General features: G+C 60.9%; 14 protein-coding genes. 12 read left to right on the top strand and 2 right to left on the bottom strand.

What is annotated here, in order from left to right; all coding sequences use genetic code 11:
- The first annotated feature begins 148 nt into the window (after positions 1-148).
- The 8 genes from gyrA (at position 149) to hisC (ending at position 8851) form a co-directional block, all read left to right on the top strand.
- A complete protein-coding gene (gyrA, locus tag IEX57_RS07020) occupies positions 149-2911 on the top strand; it encodes a DNA gyrase subunit A (RefSeq protein WP_444544641.1) in 2763 nt (920 codons plus the stop codon).
- A 128-nt stretch (positions 2912-3039) separates the two neighbouring features.
- Positions 3040-3528, top strand: coding sequence for a PaaI family thioesterase (locus tag IEX57_RS07015; protein ID WP_188703581.1), 489 nt, complete (start codon positions 3040-3042; stop codon positions 3526-3528).
- Positions 3525-3947, top strand: coding sequence for a PaaI family thioesterase (locus tag IEX57_RS07010; protein ID WP_188703580.1), 423 nt, complete (start codon positions 3525-3527; stop codon positions 3945-3947). Before IEX57_RS07015 ends, IEX57_RS07010 begins: the two co-directional genes overlap by 4 nt.
- A gap of 58 nt (positions 3948-4005) precedes the next feature.
- Entirely contained in the window at positions 4006-4641 is a 636-nt protein-coding gene (locus IEX57_RS07005; protein ID WP_188703579.1) for a DUF2059 domain-containing protein, read from the top strand.
- A gap of 130 nt (positions 4642-4771) precedes the next feature.
- Positions 4772-5854 carry a 3-phosphoserine/phosphohydroxythreonine transaminase gene (gene serC, locus IEX57_RS07000; RefSeq protein WP_188703578.1) on the top strand — a complete coding sequence of 361 codons (1083 nt, stop codon included), beginning with the start codon at positions 4772-4774 and terminating at the stop codon, positions 5852-5854.
- A 123-nt stretch (positions 5855-5977) separates the two neighbouring features.
- Positions 5978-7051: a prephenate dehydratase gene (pheA, locus tag IEX57_RS06995; RefSeq protein WP_188703577.1), complete on the top strand. Its 1074-nt coding sequence runs from the start codon at positions 5978-5980 to the stop codon at positions 7049-7051.
- 29 nt (positions 7052-7080) lie between these two features.
- Entirely contained in the window at positions 7081-7668 is a 588-nt protein-coding gene (locus tag IEX57_RS06990) for an LOG family protein (protein ID WP_188703576.1), read from the top strand.
- A gap of 82 nt (positions 7669-7750) precedes the next feature.
- Positions 7751-8851 carry a histidinol-phosphate transaminase gene (hisC, locus tag IEX57_RS06985; RefSeq protein ID WP_188703575.1) on the top strand — a complete coding sequence of 367 codons (1101 nt, stop codon included), beginning with the start codon at positions 7751-7753 and terminating at the stop codon, positions 8849-8851.
- A gap of 69 nt (positions 8852-8920) precedes the next feature.
- Here hisC and IEX57_RS06980 read toward each other — a convergent pair whose 3' ends face one another.
- Positions 8921-9943 carry a zinc-dependent alcohol dehydrogenase family protein gene (locus tag IEX57_RS06980; RefSeq protein WP_229708891.1) on the bottom strand — a complete coding sequence of 341 codons (1023 nt, stop codon included), beginning with the start codon at positions 9941-9943 and terminating at the stop codon, positions 8921-8923.
- A 104-nt stretch (positions 9944-10047) separates the two neighbouring features.
- Here IEX57_RS06980 and IEX57_RS06975 point away from each other — a divergent pair, with 104 nt between their 5' ends.
- From IEX57_RS06975 to IEX57_RS06965, 3 genes are all read left to right on the top strand, one after another.
- Positions 10048-11007, top strand: a complete 960-nt coding sequence (locus IEX57_RS06975) for a LysR family transcriptional regulator (RefSeq protein WP_188703574.1) — start codon at positions 10048-10050, stop codon at positions 11005-11007.
- Positions 11008-11138: 131 nt separating this feature from the next.
- Positions 11139-12599 carry a TldD/PmbA family protein gene (locus tag IEX57_RS06970; protein ID WP_188703573.1) on the top strand — a complete coding sequence of 487 codons (1461 nt, stop codon included), beginning with the start codon at positions 11139-11141 and terminating at the stop codon, positions 12597-12599.
- Positions 12596-13933: a TldD/PmbA family protein gene (locus IEX57_RS06965; protein WP_229708889.1), complete on the top strand. Its 1338-nt coding sequence runs from the start codon at positions 12596-12598 to the stop codon at positions 13931-13933. The genes IEX57_RS06970 and IEX57_RS06965 overlap by 4 nt, the downstream gene beginning before the upstream one ends.
- Positions 13934-14005: 72 nt before the next feature.
- Here the strand turns inward: IEX57_RS06965 and IEX57_RS06960 are convergent, their stop codons facing one another.
- Entirely contained in the window at positions 14006-15067 is a 1062-nt protein-coding gene (locus IEX57_RS06960) for an NAD(P)-dependent alcohol dehydrogenase (RefSeq protein ID WP_188703572.1), read from the bottom strand.
- 201 nt (positions 15068-15268) lie between these two features.
- Between IEX57_RS06960 and IEX57_RS06955 the strand changes: the two genes are divergently transcribed.
- The gene (locus IEX57_RS06955) at positions 15269-16171 is read left to right on the top strand and encodes an AraC family transcriptional regulator (RefSeq protein ID WP_188703571.1); all 903 of its coding nucleotides are present in this window, start codon (positions 15269-15271) and stop codon (positions 16169-16171) included.
- The last annotated feature ends 37 nt before the right edge of the window (positions 16172-16208 follow it).

The raw sequence follows: 16208 nt of genomic DNA, 5'->3' as shown, positions 1-16208 counted from the left end.
AAAGGAATGTGAAATTTTGACAGCCTGTTGTCAAAATTGGTGTGTAAACCACACCATGTTAAACTCTAGCGAGTTTTAGTCACGCGCGCTTGTGTCCGCGTGGCCTCCACATTCTATAGATCAGGCCCCAGTCGGGCCGCAACGGCGGATCGATTCTACCAAGATGTCTGAACAGCAAAGCTTTGCCAAAGAAACGATTCCCGTCAGCCTAGAAGAGGAAATGCGCCGTTCCTACCTCGATTACGCCATGAGCGTGATTGTGGGCCGCGCATTGCCTGATGTGCGTGACGGTCTCAAACCAGTGCATCGCCGCATTCTGTATGCAATGCACGACACCAATAACGTCTGGAACCGCGCCTACGTCAAATGCGCCCGGGTGATTGGTAACGTGCTGGGTAAATACCACCCGCACGGTGACTCTGCAGCCTATGAAGCACTGGTGCGGATGGCGCAGGATTTCTCGCTGCGCTACACGCTGATTGATGGCCAGGGCAACTTTGGTTCCATCGACGGTGATGCAGCTGCGGCCTACCGGTATACAGAGTGTCGCCTTTCGCGCATTTCCAGCGAGTTGTTGTCTGATATCGACAAGGAAACGGTCGATTTCACGCCCAACTACGACGAAAAGGAACTGGAACCGTCGGTACTGCCGACGCGTGTGCCCAACCTGCTGGTCAATGGCTCCTCCGGCATTGCCGTGGGTATGGCGACCAACATTCCGCCGCACAACCTGGTTGAAGTCATCAACGCCAGCCTGGCGCTGCTGCACAACGCCGAGCTGACGGTCGATGACCTGATCGACTTCATTCCGGCACCGGATTTCCCCACCGCCGGCATTATTTATGGCGTGGCTGGCGTGCGCGAGGGTTACCGCACTGGCCGCGGCCGTGTGCTGATGCGCGCGCGCACCCACGTTGAAGACATTCCGCGCAGTGCGGATCGTCAGGCGCTGGTGGTCGATGAACTGCCATACCAGGTCAACAAGGCCCGTCTGCTGGAGCGGATTGGCGAGCTGGTGCGCTCCAAGCTGATTGAAGGGATTTCTGAAATCCGCGACGAGTCGGACAAGTCCGGTATGCGCGTGGTGATCGAGCTCAAGCGCGGCGAAGTGCCGGACGTGGTGCTCAACAATCTGTACAAGCAGACCCAGCTGCAAGACAGCTTTGGTATCAATATGGTGGCGCTGGTTGATGGCCAGCCGCGTCTGTTGAACCTCAAGCAAGTGCTGGAAAGCTTCCTGAAGCACCGTCGTGAGGTGGTGACCCGCCGTACTGCCTTTGAACTGCGCAAGGCGCGTGAGCGTGGCCATACGCTGGAAGGCCTGGCGGTCGCGCTGTCCAACGTGGACGAGATCATTGCCCTGATCAAGGCCGCGCCGACACCGCCGGAAGCCAAGGTCAGCCTGATGGAGCGCGTATGGCGCTCGCCGCTGGTGGAAGAAATGCTGGCGCGCGCGGATATGTCCGCCTCGCGTCCGGATGGTCTGGCTGAAGGCTTTGGTCTGGGGCGCGACGGTTATCGTCTGTCTGATGCGCAGGCACAAGCCATTCTGGAACTGCGTCTGCAGCGCCTGACCGGTCTGGAGCAAGACAAGATCGTGGCCGAGTACAAAGAAGTCATGGAGAAGATCCTTGACCTGCTGGATATTCTGGCCCGCCCGGAGCGCGTGACCGAAATCATCGGCACCGAACTGGAAGAAGTGAAGACCACGTTTGGTGATGCACGCCGTTCTGAAATCGTCGCCCATGCTGAGGACATCAACCTCGAAGACCTGATCACGCCGCAAGACATGGTGGTCACGTTGACGCATGGCGGCTACATGAAGGCCACCCCGACCGAGGAATACCGCGCACAGCGTCGCGGTGGTCGTGGCAAGCAGGCTGCAGCGACCAAAGAAGACGATTTTATCGACAACCTGTTTGTCGCCAACACGCATGATTACGTGCTGTGCTTCTCGTCCCGTGGCCGCGTGTACTGGCTGAAGGTCTATGAAGTGCCGCAAGGCGGCCGCAACAGTCGCGGCAAGCCGATCAACAACCTCTTGCCGCTGGAAGAGGGCGAGAAGATCAATGCCATCTTGCCGGTGAAGGAATTCACCGATGACCAGTTTGTGTTCATGGCCACGGCCGATGGCACGGTCAAGAAGACACCGCTGACCGCGTTCTCCCGCCCGATGCGTCGCGGCATTATCGCGATTAACCTGGAAGAGGGTAATTACCTCGTGGGTGTGGCGCTGACCCGTGGCAAGGGCGGTGCAGTGGTGGATGAAGAAGGCGGCGCCGAAGAAGAAACGGCCGTGGTGGAAGACGAATCGCTGGAAGAAGGCGATCAGGCTGCTGTGGCGGTTGAAGGCGACCAGGTGATGTTGTTCTCTGACGCCGGCAAGTCTGTGCGCTTCAGCGAAGACAAGGTCCGCCCGATGGGCCGTAACTCGCGCGGTGTGCGTGGCATGAAGCTGGGCGAAGGCCAGAAGCTGATTTCGCTGCTGGTGGCCAGCCCGGAAAACACCACCCAACAGGTGCTCACTGCAACTGAAAACGGCTATGGCAAACGTACCCCGGTGGGCGAATACCGCCTGACCAGCCGTGGCACGCAAGGCGTGGTGGCCATCAATACCGGCGAGCGTAACGGCAAGCTGGTGGCGGCAACGCTGGTGCAGGAGTCGGATGACGTCATGCTGATTACCACCGGCGGCGTGCTGATCCGCACCAAGGTGGCGGAAATCCGCGAAACCGGCCGTGCAGCGCAAGGTGTGCGTCTGATCAACCTGGATGACGGCGAGTCGCTCTCTGGTCTGGAAAAAGTGGTTGAAACTGATTCGGACGAAGAAGTGGAGAGCGAAGAGACCGCAGCCACTGGTAGCACCGAAGCCGGCGCCGACGATCAAGCTGCGCCGCCTGAGCAAGAGTAAGCAAGAGTAAATAAATAAAACAGTAAAGACGGGCGCCCGGGGTTTCCCGGGCCGACCCGTCGATATGCCGCAATCTGCAACGCGACCCCCGCCAGGCGGTCGCGTTGTGTTTCTCTGGAGTGACGACCATGAATGGCTTGTGGCTACCGGTAGAAGAACCGGTATTTTTCGAACAACTGCAGCAATGGTTCATGAACCTGCCGCATTGCCGTGAACTGGGCATGGAGTTTGCCAATGCCGAGCGCGGCCGCATCACCCTCAAACTGCCGTTCAGCGAGAAGCTGATCGGTAACCCGCACACCCGCGTTATTCATGGCGGCGTGGTCACCTCGCTGATCGATACGGCCAGCGGCACTGCCATTTATTCTTTGTTGTCCGGCCCGGAGCCGGTGGCGACGCTGGATTTGCGCATTGATTACCTGCGCCCGGCGCGGCCTGATCTGCCGGTGTACTGCACGGCAGAGTGCTATCGCCTGACTGATCATGTGGCCTTTACCCGCGCAACGGCCTACCAGGACGACCCGGAAAAACCGGTAGCCCACGGTGTGGCGACATTTGCGCGCGGCATGGAGCCCAAAGGCAGCAGCGGCATCGCAAGCGGAGGGCAGCAAGCATGAGCGCACTGGCCAATATCCAGACCATTGATGATCTTTCCCGCGCGATTGCCGCGATTCCGTACGCGACCCTGCTGGGGATCAAGGTGCGTGAAGAAGCGGGCGAGCCCTTGTTTTATCTGCCGTTCCAGGACAGGAACATTGGCAACACCATCTTGCCGGCCTTGCATGGTGGCGTGATTGGCGGTTTCCTGGAAAACGCCGCTGTGCTGCATCTGATGTGGCAGCGAGAGGGCGAGGGCATTCCGCGCGTAATTGATTTTTCGATCGATTACCTGCGCAGCGGCCGGGCGCAGGATCTGTACGGCCGTTGCGAGATCGTGCGGCAGGGCAAGCGTATTGCCAACGTATTGATGACCGCGTGGCAAGACGATCCGACCAAACCCGTAGCCCAGGCGCGCGCGCATTTTCTGCTGGCCTGAACTGGCTGAACCGGTCTGATTCCTGACCGCCAGCCCACCTGAACCTGGAGTGTGCACGATGTTCAAAGCAGCAAGATATTGTGCGGTCTTGATGACGGGCGCATTGCTGGCGGGGTTGGCCCACGCTGCCGATGCGCCGGCCCAGGACATACCGGAAGCCTCACGCATTGCGGTTGAGCGCTTGCTGGAGCATATCCATCTGGACAAGACCTACGGTCTGATGCTGGAGCAGGCCAGTGCCGGGCCGGTAGCCGCACAGGTGCAGGCCATTCGTCAGGCTTTGCCCCAGTCCGGGCTGACGGGCGCGCAGCAACAGGCCGTGCTGGATCAGTTGCCGTTGTTTCAGCAACGGGCGCAGGCAAATTTCCGTGATTTCATGGAACAGACCGTGAGTTGGGAAACCATGCGCCCTTTGGTGATTCGCGCGTATGCGCAGAATTTCACCGTGGCCGAGATTGGCGATATTGACCGTTTTTACAGCACGCCCACGGGCCAGAAAGCGCTGAGCAGCATGCCGACGATCATGCGGCAACTGATGGTAGAGATGGCGCCAAGACTCTCGCAAAAATCCGTGTCGTACGGCCAGGAAATGGCCCGGCAGGCGCTGGAATTTGTTGAACAAGCCTGCCAATGCGACTTCCCGCCCAAAGGGCATGCCGCAGCGTCAGGCGACAAAAAGGGCAGCACACCGTAAACAACCGCGCGGCGGACGTGCTCTGCTATGCCGCGGATTTTACAGTTCTGTTTCCCCCGTATTCGCCGCAGATGGATAAAATGAACCTCCCGGCCGCTCCTGGCCGAGAGACATGCCAACAAGGATCACCATGACCCAAGTCTACAATTTCAGCTCCGGCCCGGCTGTACTGCCCCGGGATGTTTTGCTCACCGTTCAGGCGGAAATGACCGATTGGCATGGTTCTGGCATGTGCGTCATGGAAATGAGCCATCGTGGCAAAGAATTCACCCAGATCATTCATGAAGCCGAGACGGATTTTCGCAAGCTGCTGAATATTCCGGCCAATTACAAAGTGCTGTTCCTGCAGGGCGGGGCACACTTCAACTTTGGCATGGTGCCGCTGAACCTGGCTACCGAGTCCTCGGTTGTGGATTACGTCGATACCGGCCACTGGTCGCGCATTGCCATCAAGGAAGCGCGCCGTTATGCCAAGGTCAACGTGGTTGCTTCCAATGAAGACCGCAACGGGACCTACGTGCCGGATGTGGCCTCCTGGAAGCGCAGCGATAACGCCGCCTATCTGCATTACTGTTCCAACGAAACCATTGGCGGGGTCGAGTTCCCGTTTACGCCGGACGTGGATGTGCCGCTGGTGTGCGACATGTCGTCCAACATCCTGTCGCGACCGCTGGATATCTCGCGCTACGGGCTGATCTACGCCGGTGCGCAAAAGAATATCGGCCCGTCGGGCATGACGCTGGCGATCATCCGCGAAGACTTGCTGGGCAAGGCGCGTACCGGTACGCCGACCATGCTGGACTACCAGGTGCACGCCGACGCCGATTCGCTGTACAACACGCCGCCGACCTTTGCCATTTACGTGGCCGGCCTTGTGTTCAAGTGGCTGCTGGCCAATGGCGGGATCGGCGCGATGGAAGCGCGCAATATCGAAAAAGCCGCGCTCTTGTATGAAGCCATCGATAACTCCGGCGGTTTCTACAACTGCCCGGTAGAGCGCCCGTTCCGTTCGCGCATGAACGTGCCGTTCCGCCTGGCGGATGAAGCGCTGGATGACGCTTTCCTGGAAGGCGCACAAGCGCATGGTCTGCTGCAACTGAAGGGCCACCGCTCGGTTGGCGGCATGCGCGCGTCCATCTACAACGCCATGCCGCTGGAAGGCGTGCGGGCGCTGACCGAATTCATGCGTGACTTTGCGCGCAGCAAGTCATAAACCCGTGTTGGGGGCCGGCCGGTACATGGCCGGCCTGTCGGGTGCCTTGTGCTGAGGTACACTGCACCCCTGATGCAATTCATTTGCATATTGAACAAATAAAACATTGCCACAGGAGAGGGCATGTCTGACGAGCTGCTCAAGGGCCATCGCGAAGCAATCGACCGCATCGACGCGGAAATTCTCAAGCTGTTGAATCAGCGTGCCGAACACGCGCGCACCATTGGCGAGATCAAGGGTGGCGGCGTGGTGTATCGCCCTGAACGTGAAGCCCAGGTGCTGGCGCGGATCAAATCGCTGAACACCGGCCCCTTGTCGGATGAAGCCGCCGCCAAACTGTTCCGTGAGGTGATGTCGGCTTGTCTGGCGCTGGAACGCCCGCTGACCATTGCCTATCTGGGCCCGGAAGGCACGTTCAGCCAGGCTGCGGCCATCAAGCATTTTGGCCACGCCGCCAGTACCCAGGCCTGTGGCTCGATCGACGAAGCGTTCCGCGCGGTTGAATCGGGCTCGGCCGATTATGTGGTCGCACCGGTCGAGAACTCGACCGAAGGCGCCGTGGGTCGCACGCTGGATCTGATGGTCAGCTCGCCGCTCAATATCTGTGGTGAAGTGGTGCTGCGCATCCATCATCACTTGCTGCGCAAGGGCGATGGCGTTGCCGGCATCTTGCGGGTGTATTCGCACGCGCAGAGCCTGGCGCAATGCCATGAATGGCTGAACAAGAACCTGCCGGCCGGCGTGGAGCGGATTTCGGTCGCCAGCAATGCCGAGGCGGCACGCCTGGCCAGCAAGGAACCCAACAGCGCCGCGATTGCCGGTGATGCGGCGGCCGAGCGTTTTGGTCTGACCCGACTGGCGCAGAACATTGAAGACGAACCCAATAACACCACGCGTTTCCTGGTGCTGGGTGGTCAGCAAACCGGCCCGTCGGGCAAGGATCGTACCTCGCTGGTGGTGTCCGCGCCCAACCGCCCGGGCGCGCTGGCGTCGCTTGTCGAGCCGCTTTCAAGCAATGGCGTGTCGATGAGCAAGTTTGAATCCCGCCCCAGCCGCACCGGCTTGTGGGAGTACGTGTTCTTCATTGATGTGGAAGGGCATGTTTCCGAGCCTGGCGTGGCGCGGGCGCTGGATGCGCTGGGCAATGTCGCCGCGTTTGTGAAGGTGCTGGGTTCATACCCGCAGGCCGTCATTTAAACGGCACCCGCTTTACTTTGGATTGCGCTATGAAATCAGTGGTGGTGTTTTGCGGTTCCCGCAAGGGCGAGCGGCCAGAGTACCTGGCCGCCGCGCGTGAACTGGGCCAGACCCTGGCCGAACGTGAGCTGACGCTGGTCTACGGCGGTGGCCGCGTGGGCCTGATGGGTGCTGTGGCCGAAGCCGCGCTGGATGCTGGCGGCAAGGTCATCGGCGTAATTCCGGCTTTCATGCGCGAGCGTGAACTGGCGCTGGCCCAATGCACCGAGCTGATCGTGGTGGACTCCATGCACACCCGCAAGGCGCGCATGGCGGAACTGGGCGATGCCTTTATCGCCATGGCGGGCGGTTTTGGCACGTTTGACGAACTCTTCGAGATCCTCACCTGGGGTCAGATCGGCATTCATGGCAAGCCGGTCGGCCTGTTGAATACCGCGGGCTATTACAGCGCGCTGTACCAGTTCCTGGGCCAGACCGTGACCGAAGGCTTTGTGCACGATGGCGAACTGGCCAAGCTGCAAATGGCCAATACGCCGGCAGCGCTGGTCGAGCAACTGGCCGCCACGCCACTGTTGCCGGCCCGCTGGCAAAAAGCGGATCTGTTCAGCAAAACCTGAACCCGCTCCCCGAATTCATGGCGCTGCGCGGCCGGTCTGCGCCGCGCCTGTATCCAACAATACTCTGCATTGGTGATAGACGATGTCTCTGCGTGATCTGGCCCCCGAATACGTCCGCGCAATTGCGCCTTATCAACCCGGCAAGCCGATTGGCGAACTGGCCCGTGAAATGGGGCTGAACCCGGATGACATCGTCAAACTGGCCTCCAACGAGAACCCGCTGGGGATCAGCCCCAAAGCCAAGGCCGCGCTGGAGCGCGAAATTGCCGAACTGGCCCGCTACCCGGATGGTAACGGCTTTGATCTGAAAGCTGCCGTGGCAAAGAAATACAACGTCGGCATGGATCAGATTGTGCTGGGCAACGGTTCCAACGACATTCTGGAACTGGTCTCGCACGCATTTCTGACCAGTGCCGATGCGGCCGTGTATTCGCAATACAGCTTTGCCGTGTATGCCCTGGCCACCCAGGCGGTCGGTGCAACCCGCATTGAAGTGCCGGCGGTGGAATACGGCCATGATCTGGCGGCCATGCGTGCGGCCATCACGCCGAACACCAAGGTGGTGTGGATCGCCAACCCGAACAACCCGACGGGCACGCTGGCCCGCCCGGGCGATCTGGTGGAGTTCCTGGAAAGCTGCCCGGCCCATGTGCTGGTCGTGCTTGATGAGGCCTACACCGAATACCTGGCGCCGGAAAAGCGCCCGGATACGCTGGGCTGGCTCAAGCGCTTCCCTAATATCATCGTGGTGCGTACGTTCTCCAAGGCCTATGGTCTGGCCGGTTTGCGCGTCGGTTTTGCGCTGACCAGCCCGGAAGTGGCCGATATCCTTAACCGCGTGCGTCAGCCTTTCAACGTGAACAGCCTGGCGCAGGCCGCGGCAAGTGCCGCGCTGGACGACGTCGCGTTCCTGGAAGAATCCCGCCGTGTGAACGATGCCGGCATGAAGCAACTGACCGATGCCTTTGTCCGTCTGGGGCTGCCGTTTATTCCCAGCTACGGCAACTTTGTGACTTTCCACTGCGGCGATGCGGCTGCGCTGAACCAGTTCTTGCTCAAGCGCGGCGTGATCGTGCGGCCGATTGCCGGTTACGGCATGCCCGACAGCCTGCGCGTGTCGATCGGCACCGAGGCAGAAAACGCCCGCTTTATTGCCGCGCTGGAAGAAGCGCTGCAAGACTGACCCCGGTTGCAGTTCTCCTGAACAAAAAAGCCCGGCATCAAGCCGGGCTTTTTTTATGGTTGGCGAGGGCTAGTTCATCCGCACCACAACCTTGCCAAAGGGCCCGCGTTGCTGGTGGCTGAGCGCGGCGGGCAGGTCTGCCAGCGCGTATTCAGCCTCGATCACCGGTTTGATGTTGTTCAGATCCAGCCATTGCGCCAGTTCCCGCAGGCTTTTGCGATTGCCCACGCCAATGCCTTCAATGCGCGCGCGGCGGGCGAACATCAGCGGCGTGGGCACATTCAGATGGAAACCATCCAGAACGCCGATGATGGCGATGCGCCCGCCGGTGGCCAGCGTGCTCAGCGTGGCGGTCAGATCGCCGCCCGCCAGTTCAATCACATGGTCCACGCCGTGGCCGCCGGTGGCTGCCAGCACGGCGTCGGGCCAGTCTGGTTGCGTGCGGTCAATCACATGCTGTACGCCCAGCGCTTTGGCCCTGGCGCGTTTGTCGGCGCTGGCGCTGGTGAGGATGACTTGCGCCCCGTGGCCCAGCGCAATCTGCGCGGCAAACAGGGCCACGCCGCCGCTGCCCTGGATCAGCACCCTTTGCCCGGCTTGCAAATGGCCGCTGCTGATCAACGCGTTCCACGCAGTCAGCCCGGCGCAGGTCAGGGTACTGGCGGCGCTGTCATCCAGCGTTTCCGGCGCCGGGATCAGGTCTTCTTCATTAAAGACCAGATACTGGCTGAAGACGCCTGGCAGCACCGGCCCGCCAAAAGCTTTGCCCTGGGTAGAAGACTTGGGCAGCGGAGTGTCATGCCAGTTGGTCCAGAAGGTATTGATAACCCGCTGCCCTGGCGCCACGCGTTTCACGCCCGGGCCGACCTGCGCCACGGTGCCGGCCATGTCAGAGCCCGGCACGAACGGAAACGCCAGCGCTGCGCCCATGCCGTTTTCCACCGTGAGATGGTCACGGAAGTTGACCGACACCGCCGCCACTTTCACCAGTACCTCATGCGGTCCGGGTTGCGGCACCGGGACATCGACCAGTTGCAGTTGTTCGCGGCCGAAACCGGCCATTTGCCATTGTTTTGCAGTGTGTTGCGTCATGATCAGTGCCTCAGGCTGGATGGATATCGTCATGGTATTGGCGAAAATACGGCCTGTGTTGTGCTATAAATTCGCAACAATGTAGACCTTATGGAAACAATGGCATGGCCGGGCTGGAGCGACTCAGCGGGATCGCCGTATTTGTGCAGGTTGTGGAATCGGGCAGTTTCAGCGCGGCAGCCAGTCGCCTGCATCTGTCACGTTCTGCGGTGGGCAAAACCGTGGCGCGGCTGGAGGTACGCCTTGGCGTGCGCTTGTTTCACCGCACCACCCGCAACCAGAGCCTGACCGACGAAGGCCAGATGTTTTACCAGCGCTGCCTGCGCGTACTGGCAGAGCTGGACAACGCCGAAGACGAACTGGCCCAGGGCCGGCGCGAGCCCACCGGCCGCATGCGTATCACCATGCCGGTGTTGTTTGGCCGCCGCTGCATCGCCCCGGTGTTGCTGGAACTGGCCGAACGCTGGCCGCGCCTGCAACTGGAGCTGGCGTTCAGTGACCGCAAGGTGGATCTGGTAGAAGAGGGCTTTGACCTGGCCATTCGCAGCGGGCCGCTGACTGATACGCCCGGCCTGAAAATGCGCCCCCTGGGGGAACACAACATGCTGATCTGCGCAGCGCCCGCCTGGCTGGCCCGCCATGGCACGCCGCACACGCTGGCACAACTGGCCGGGCAAGAGGCCATTTTTTACGGCCGCAGCGCGCAGAATGCAGATTGGTCTTTCCAGGGCCTGAGCGGCGAAGCGCTGACCGTGCAGGTGGTGCCCCGTATCGCACTGGATGATCTGGAAGTGATGATGCTGGCCGCCTGCCAAGGGCTGGGCGTGGTGCGGCTGCCCAGCTGGCTGGCCGCCGAGGCTTTGCAGCGCGGCGAGCTGGTCGAGCTGTTTTTTCCGGAGCGCACCCAGGGGATCGCGGTGGCCGCCATCTGGCCGAATGCGCCGCAGACACCGCTCAAAGTGCGCTGGGTGCTTGATGCCTTGCTGGACAAGGTTGCGCCCATCTTGCGGACATCTTTGCCACAAAGCGCACTGGCACTGGATGACACGGGAATGAAAATCTAAGATACGGCATGGTCCGGGCTGGCAGGCCACGCGCCCGGAAACACACCCACACTGGTACGGCATGACGCTTGCCGTGTCTGTTCAACCCCATATCACGCGGCCACAAGCCGTGTGCAGGATGACGCTCAACCATGTTGAAAACCCTGGAACAACGCTTTCGCGCGCTCGAAAGCGGCGTGGATTTCTGTTCGCTGCGGTTTGTCGAGGAAGAAACCGAAAGCCTCGCCGTACGCCAGAACATTCCGCAACCGGTCGGCCGCAGTCTGGACCGCGGTGTCATGATCACGGTCATGCATCAAGGCGGCTACGGTTATGCCGCCACGCCAGACCTCTCCGACGCCGGCATTACCGCCGCCTTTGAGCGGGCCAAAGCCTGGGCACTGGCCACCGCGCACCGCTCGGTGTTTGACTACCGCCAGATCGCCCCGCCCAATCCCACCGGCCGTTACCTTGGGCCGACTGCAGACCAGCCATTGAACTGGCACCGCAAAGACCTGATGGCGCTGCTGATGGATGAATCGCGCGCCTGCCAGATCGACGAGCGCATTGTTGACTGGGGCGCCAATGTGGACCGGCTGGAAGTGCGCCAGCTGTATCTGACCTCTGGCGGCGGCGCGGTGGAGCAACACTATCGCGCGGTGATTCCGTCACTGTCGGCCACCGCGTTTGCCGATGGCGATTCGCAAACCCGCAGTCTGGGCGGCCAATACAACGGTTATTGCCGTCAGGGCGGCATGGAAGTGCTGGCGCAGTCCGGCCTGTATGGCGCGGGCAAGCGCGTGGCGGATGAAGCGTTGCAACTGTTGCTGGCACCCAACTGCCCCAGCGGCAATATGGATCTGCTGCTGATGCCCTCGCAAATGATGCTGCAAATCCACGAGAGCATTGGTCATCCGCTGGAGCTGGACCGCATTCTGGGTGATGAACGTAACTACGCCGGCACCAGTTTTGTCTCGCTGGATATGTTTGGCGAATACCGTTACGGCTCGCCGCTGCTGAATGTGACTTACGATCCGTCCCGCAGCAATGAATTTGCTGCCTACGGCTGGGATGATGACGGCAACGCCGCCGAAAAGGCGTTCCTGATCCGCGATGGCATGCTGGAGCGCCCGCTGGGCGGCGCCATCAGCCAGGCGCGGGCGGCTGCTGAAGGCAAGCCGGTGCAAGGCGTGGCCAACAGCCGCTCCAGCAACTGGAACCGCGCGCCGATCGACCGCATGGCCAACCTGAACGTGGAAGCCGGTGACAAAACGCTGGATGAACTCATCGGTGGCATTGAGCACGGCGTGCTGATGGACACCAACGTCTCCTGGTCGATTGACGACTCGCGCAACAAGTTCCAGTTCAGCTGCGAGTGGGGCCAGGTCATTGAAAATGGCCAGTTGAAAGGCGTGGTGAAGAACCCGGGTTACCGCGGGATTTCCGCCACCTTCTGGCGCGCGCTCAAGGCTGTTGGCAACGGGGCGACCGATGACGTCATGGGCACGCCGTATTGCGGCAAGGGCGAGCCCAACCAGGTGATTCGCGTGGGGCATGCCTCCCCGGCGTGTGTGTTCGGCAATATCGAAGTATTCGGGGGGGAAGGCGCATGAGCCAGCATCAAACCAGTTTGCGCACGCATTTTTATGCGCTGGCCGATCTGGCCAAATACCAACTGCAGGCCGATGAGGGTTTTACGCTGTGGCTGGAAGGCGAAACCTCTGACTTTATCCGGTTCAACCATGGTCTGGTACGCCAGGCGGGGCAGGTGGCGCAGGCCTACCTGACCGTGCGCCTCGTCAACGGCCAGAAGCATATTTCACAAAAGATCGTGCTCTCGGGCAATGCCACGGACGAAGCCACGCTGGCAGGCGTGATGACCGATCTGCGGGAAGCGCTGGCAGATGTGGAAGAAGACCCGCATCTGCTGCTGTCGGCCCAGGTGCAATCGACCGAGGCGGTGACCGCCAACCAGTTGCCGCCCGCTGAAGAGATGGTGGCCGACATTACCGAAGCCGCAGCCGGGCTGGATCTGGTCGGTATTCTGGCGGTCGGGCCGGTGGTGTACGGCTTTGCCAATCATCATGGCCAGCGCAACTGGCAGGAAACCGCCAGCTGGAACTTCGACTGGAGCCTGTATTCGCACGGCGACAAGGCAGTGAAACGCGGCAGCGCCGGTTTTGTCTGGGACAAGCACGCCATCCGCGCCGAGATTGAAGCGGCCCGCGCGCAAGCCGCCTTGCTGGGCCAGGCGCCCAAGTCGCTCACGCCGGGCGCGTATCGCGCTTATCTGACACCGGCCGCGCTGGGCGAGATCATCAGCATGCTCAACTGGGGCGGGTTCTCTGAGAAAAGCATGCGCACCAAGCGCAGCCCGTTGCTCAAATTGCAAGGTGGCGCGTCGTTTTCCGACCTCGTCAGTATGCGGGAAGACACGGTCGGCGGCCTGGCGCCGCGGTTCCAGCAAGAAGGCTTTATCAAGCCTGATCACGTGGCGCTGATCGACCATGGCAAGCTCACCGGCAGCCTGATCAGCCCGCGTACCGCACGGGAATACAACATTGCCGGCAACGGGGCCGATGGCTCTGAAGCGGCAGCCTCGTTCAGCATGCTGGGCGGCGAGTTGCCGCAGTCGCAGGTGCTTGAAGCGCTGGGCACCGGGTTGTATGTAAGCAACCTGTGGTATCTGAACTACTCTGACCGTGCCGCCGGCCGCCTGACCGGCATGACCCGTTTTGCCTGCTTCTGGGTAGAAAATGGCGAGATCGTCGCCCCGCTGAACGTCATGCGCTTTGATGACACGCTGTTCCGCATGCTGGGGAGCGAGCTGGAAGCACTCACCCAAGAGACCACCTTCCTGGCCGATGCCGGCAGCTACGGCGGTCGTAGTAGCGCCAGCATGAACTTGCCGGGTGCCTTGTTGCGGGAACTGAAACTGGTGTTGTAAGGCAGATGTTGCACACAAAAAAAGCCCCGCAGATGCGGGGCTTTTTATTGGCGCCAACCAGTGTGGACGGGATCAGAACGACTTCTGCAACGACTTCATGTCAATCACGAAGCGGTACTTCACATCGCTCTTGAGCATGCGCTCGTAGGCATCGTTGATGTTCTGGATGTCGATCACTTCAATATCGCTGACGATATTGTGCTCGGCGCAGAAATCCATCATTTCCTGGGTTTCTGCGATACCACCAATGCACGAACCGGCAATCTGGCGACGGCGCATCACCAGCGGTACGGTCATCAGCGCAGGTTCTACCGGGCCGATCAGGCCGACCAGCACCAGCGTGCCATCGCGTTTGAGCGTATTGGCGTACGGGTTCAGGTCATGCGAGTACGGCACGGTGTCCAGAATGAAGTCGAACGCGTTGGCAACGGCGTCCATCTGGGCTTGATCGGTCGACAAAACAACGTGATCTGCACCCAGACGGCGGGCTTCGGCTTCCTTGCCCGGCGAGCGGGTAAACAGCGTCACGTCCGCGCCCATGGCCTTGGCAAACTTCAGGCCCATATGGCCCAGACCGCCCAGACCAATCACCGCAACCTTGCTGCCTTTGCCCACTTTCCAGTGCTTGAGCGGCGAGTACGTGGTGATACCGGCGCACAGCAGCGGCGCGGCCGCCTTGAGGTCGATCTTGTCAGACACGTTGACCACAAATTTGTCGGACACCACGATGCGTTCCGAATAGCCACCAAACGTCGGCATGCCATCGTGACGATCCACGCCGTTGTACGTCGGGGTCGGGTAGGCCTCGCAATACTGCTCCAGGCCCTCGGCACACGCGGCGCAATGCTGGCAGGAATCCACCAGGCAACCCACGCCGACCAGATCGCCTTCCTTGAATTTGCTGACGCTGGCGCCCACGCTGGTCACGCGGCCGATGATTTCGTGGCCAGGCACCATCGGGTAAATGCTGTTGTGCCAGTCGTTGCGGGCCTGATGCAGGTCAGAGTGACACACGCCGCAATACAGAATGTCGATCACGACATCGTTGGCGCGCGGGTCACGACGGGTGACCAGCGCAGGGGCCAGCGACGAGGTAGCCGACTGCGTGGCAAAACTACGGATATTCAAAGCCATGATTTTCTCCTGTCATGTTGCGGGCATCCCCGCCGGCAGGCAGGGAAACTGCTGCGTATTATTGAAGAGTGTGCCGCGCGCTTGAATGCCCGTTTCTGCGGAACACTTGCCTGATTCTGCTGATCCGCTTCGCAACACCTGTCGCGCGCGCGGATACGCTGATACATTCGTCCAGCCTTGTTTCCAGCCTGTGACAAAATCATGAATGCCAGCTATTTGCCCGTTAACCAGCCGCTTGCCGACCTGATCCTGCAATTGCAGCCGGAATACGGCATCACCGAGACCAGCCTGCCCGGTGTGACGCTGATGCGCGTGAACCAGAATACGCCGCGCATTCCGGTGTTCTATGAACCAGGCATTTTTGTGATCGCCCAGGGACGCAAGGTGGGTTATCTGGGCGAGCACACCTGGCAATACGATGCGCACAACTACCTGGTGATGTCAGTGCCGCTGCCGTTTGAATGCGAGACGCAAATCCATGGCACCGAGCCATTCCTGGGCGTGCGCATCCCGGTGGATTCCGGTTTGCTGCGCGAGTTACTGCTGCAAATGGAAACCCTGCCAGACATCAATCATGCCGAAACCAGCCCGGATGTCCCCATGGCCTCGGTGCCGCAAGATTGCACGCTGAACGACGCCGTGCTGCGCCTGATGCAATGCCTGCAAAACCCGCTGGAAAGCCATGTGCTGGGCCCGCAACTGGTACGGGAAATCGTGTTCCGTGCCTTGCAGGGCAGCCAGGGCACCGCGCTGCGGGCCGTGGTGGGGCGCCAGGGCAACTTCAGCCGCATGGCCCGTGCCCTGCGGCGCATGCATACCGAATACGCCTCCGCGCTGGACATCGACACCCTGGCGCAGGAAGCCAACATGAGCGTCTCGGCCTTCCATCACAATTTCAAGGCCATGACGTTTACCTCGCCGCTGCAATACCTCAAGCGCGTGCGACTGCACAAAGCGCTTTTGCTGATGGTGCAGGACGGGCTGAACGTCAGCGCCGCCGCCAACCGCGTCGGCTACGAAAGCCCCTCCCAGTTCAGCCGCGAATTCAAACGCTGTTTCGGCCGCAGCCCGGTGGAAGAGGTGGGGGCGGCGCTGGCGCAGTAAAGCCTGCTTTGCGCGCCATCAACGGGAAGCAGGTTCG

The organism is Silvimonas iriomotensis, assembly GCF_014645535.1.
In the GTDB taxonomy this organism is placed as follows: Bacteria; Pseudomonadota; Gammaproteobacteria; order Burkholderiales; family Chitinibacteraceae; genus Silvimonas; species Silvimonas iriomotensis.
Note: the sequence above shows the minus strand (reverse complement) of the source record. Positions and strands in the feature narration are given on the sequence as shown.

Bases quoted from the DNA above. Each gene is read 5' to 3' on its own strand.
- hisC (WP_188703575.1), top strand. From the start codon at position 7,751: ATGTCTCTGCGTGATCTGGCCCCCGAATACGTCCGCGCAATTGCGCCT.
- IEX57_RS06965 (WP_229708889.1), top strand. From the start codon at position 12,596: ATGAGCCAGCATCAAACCAGTTTGCGCACGCATTTTTATGCGCTGGCC.
- IEX57_RS06990 (WP_188703576.1), top strand. From the start codon at position 7,081: ATGAAATCAGTGGTGGTGTTTTGCGGTTCCCGCAAGGGCGAGCGGCCA.
- IEX57_RS06955 (WP_188703571.1), top strand. From the start codon at position 15,269: ATGAATGCCAGCTATTTGCCCGTTAACCAGCCGCTTGCCGACCTGATC.
- IEX57_RS07010 (WP_188703580.1), top strand. From the start codon at position 3,525: ATGAGCGCACTGGCCAATATCCAGACCATTGATGATCTTTCCCGCGCG.
- serC (WP_188703578.1), top strand. From the start codon at position 4,772: ATGACCCAAGTCTACAATTTCAGCTCCGGCCCGGCTGTACTGCCCCGG.
- IEX57_RS07015 (WP_188703581.1), top strand. From the start codon at position 3,040: ATGAATGGCTTGTGGCTACCGGTAGAAGAACCGGTATTTTTCGAACAA.
- IEX57_RS06980 (WP_229708891.1), bottom strand. From the start codon at position 9,943: ATGACGCAACACACTGCAAAACAATGGCAAATGGCCGGTTTCGGCCGC.
- pheA (WP_188703577.1), top strand. From the start codon at position 5,978: ATGTCTGACGAGCTGCTCAAGGGCCATCGCGAAGCAATCGACCGCATC.
- IEX57_RS06975 (WP_188703574.1), top strand. From the start codon at position 10,048: ATGGCCGGGCTGGAGCGACTCAGCGGGATCGCCGTATTTGTGCAGGTT.
- IEX57_RS06960 (WP_188703572.1), bottom strand. From the start codon at position 15,067: ATGGCTTTGAATATCCGTAGTTTTGCCACGCAGTCGGCTACCTCGTCG.
- IEX57_RS06970 (WP_188703573.1), top strand. From the start codon at position 11,139: ATGTTGAAAACCCTGGAACAACGCTTTCGCGCGCTCGAAAGCGGCGTG.
- IEX57_RS07005 (WP_188703579.1), top strand. From the start codon at position 4,006: ATGTTCAAAGCAGCAAGATATTGTGCGGTCTTGATGACGGGCGCATTG.